The following is a 2,320-nucleotide window of genomic DNA, read 5'->3' as shown; positions in this document are numbered from 1 at the left end:
GGGCTGCAGGCGACTGCGCGACAGTGGCCAGGATGTCCRTATTTTCGGTAAACACCAGCTGCGGCGTCTGGCCGGAGCCGTCTTTCTTGATCTTCTGCGTTGAAGGCGCTGCCGGCCGCCAGTCGGCGACGGCCGCCGTTGCTATAAAAATAGTAGCTGCTTGCGCACGTCCTGTAACGGCTTCAAGCATATTTTGTGCAGATTTGACGTCAACGCGAGTGACCCCGCGTGGCGTGGGCAGCCCGACCGGACCCGCAACAAGGGTGACCTCAGCCCCCGCTTCGTGCGCAGCCCGCGCAATGGCAAAACCCATTTTCCCGCTCGACAGGTTGGTGACGCCGCGCACAGGGTCTATGGCCTCATAGGTCGGGCCGGCCGTGACCAGCACATGCTGCCCAGCCAGCACCTTGGGCGCAAAGAAGGCAATCAGGTCTTCGAGGATCTGCTCTGGCTCCAGCATGCGTCCGTCGCCGGTCTCGCCGCAAGCCTGGAAACCGCTGCCCACACCCAGTACCGTGGCACCATCAGCATCCAGTTGAATAAAGTTGCGTTGCGTGGCGGGGTGCGCGTACATCTCACGGTTCATGGCCGGGGCCACCAGCAGCGGGACCTTGTCGATGGGCCGGGCCAGGCACATCAGGCTCAGCAGGTCGTCGGCACGCCCATGAAGCAGCTTGGCCATGAAATCGGCGCTCATGGGCGCAACCAGGATCGCATCGGATTCACGCGACAGGTTGATGTGCGCCATGTTGTTCGCTTCACGGCTGTCCCACTGGCTGCTGTAGACCGGCCGTCCGCTCAGGGCCTGCATGGTGACGGGCGTGATGAACTGCTCGGCAGCTTCGGTCATGACCACCTGCACCGTGGCACCCGCCTTGATCAGCGCCCGGCACAGTTCAGCGGCCTTGTAGCAGGCAATGCCACCCGACAGGCCCAGCACGATGTGTCTGCCGGCCAGGTCCAGGGCTTCATTGCCGTCCGGGCCGCTTCCCATAGGATTCACTTGATTCGTCATGTTCCGCAATGTATCTCAGTTGGAGGAAAGGCCCCCACGCTTTTCGCTTCGCGTAATGCGCTGCCCCCCGAGGGGGCGCTGCGCCTGCGGCCCGGCTAAGCCGGTTCCGCGGCCCCGGCTTGCTTGGTCAACACCGGCCAGCCTTACGTGGGCTGCGAGCCGCCGTGCAAGCCCGAACAGCTGTGGGCTGAAATTCAGTATCCCCTGCAAGAGGTAACCCGGCGGGCAACCCGTATAATCTCCGTTTACCACCTCTACGAACTTGCGGTTCGTACCTGACATGACCAAATTTGTCTTCGTCACCGGCGGTGTGGTGTCTTCCCTGGGCAAGGGAATCGCCTCAGCCTCCTTAGCTGCGATCCTCGAATCGCGAGGCCTCAAAGTCACTTTAATCAAGCTCGATCCCTACCTGAATGTGGATCCGGGCACCATGTCGCCCTTCCAGCATGGCGAAGTTTTTGTGACCGACGATGGCGCAGAGACCGACCTGGATCTCGGCCACTATGAGCGTTTCATCGAAACGCGCATGCGCAAGGCCAACAACTTCACCACCGGCCAGATCTACAAAAGCGTGCTTGAAAAAGAACGCCGCGGCGACTACCTGGGCAAGACCGTGCAGGTCATCCCGCACGTCACCAACGAAATCCAGGAATTCGTCAAGCGCGGCGCCGGCTACGAAACGGCTGATGCGGTCGACGTGGCCATCGTCGAAATCGGCGGCACCGTCGGCGACATCGAGTCCCTGCCCTTCCTGGAAGCCGTGCGCCAGATGAGCCTGCGCCTGGGCGCCAACAACACCGCCTTCGTGCACCTGAGCTACGTCCCCTGGATCGCTGCCGCCGGCGAACTCAAAACCAAGCCGACCCAGCACACTGCCAAACAATTGCGTGAAATCGGCATCCAGGCCGACGTGCTGCTCTGTCGTGCCGACCGCCGAATTCCCAACGAAGAGCGCGAAAAAATCTCGCTGTTCTCCAACGTTCCCGAATGGGGCGTGATCTCGATGTGGGACGTCGACACCATTTACAAAGTGCCCCGCATGCTGCACGAACAGGGCCTGGACGGCCTGATCTGCGACAAGCTGCGCCTGAACACGCCACCGGCCAACCTCAAGCGCTGGGACGACCTGGTCTATGAGACCGAGCACCCCCAGACCGAAGTTCACATCGCCATGGTCGGCAAATATGTGGACCTCTCCGACAGCTACAAGTCTCTCAACGAAGCCCTGCGCCACGCCGGCATGAAAAACCACGCCAAGGTGGTCATCGAATATGTCGACTCCGAAACCATCACGCAGGACAATGT

Annotated in this window: 2 protein-coding genes; one reads left to right on the top strand and one right to left on the bottom strand. The window is 61.3% G+C overall.

The annotated features are described in order from the left end of the window. On the bottom strand, positions 1–1,015 hold a 1,015-nt coding region (coaBC, locus tag AC1D1P_RS21285; protein WP_477674336.1), incomplete at its 3' end, for a bifunctional phosphopantothenoylcysteine decarboxylase/phosphopantothenate--cysteine ligase CoaBC. 280 nt (positions 1,016–1,295) lie between these two features. On the opposite strand from coaBC, the gene AC1D1P_RS21280 reads away from it, so the two are divergent. Then, positions 1,296–2,320, top strand: a 1,025-nt coding sequence (locus AC1D1P_RS21280) for a CTP synthase (protein ID WP_477674335.1), incomplete at its 3' end; no start/stop codon positions are given.

Source organism: Polaromonas sp. P1_E1_2 (assembly GCF_056406035.1).
Note: the sequence above shows the minus strand (reverse complement) of the source record. Positions and strands in the feature narration are given on the sequence as shown.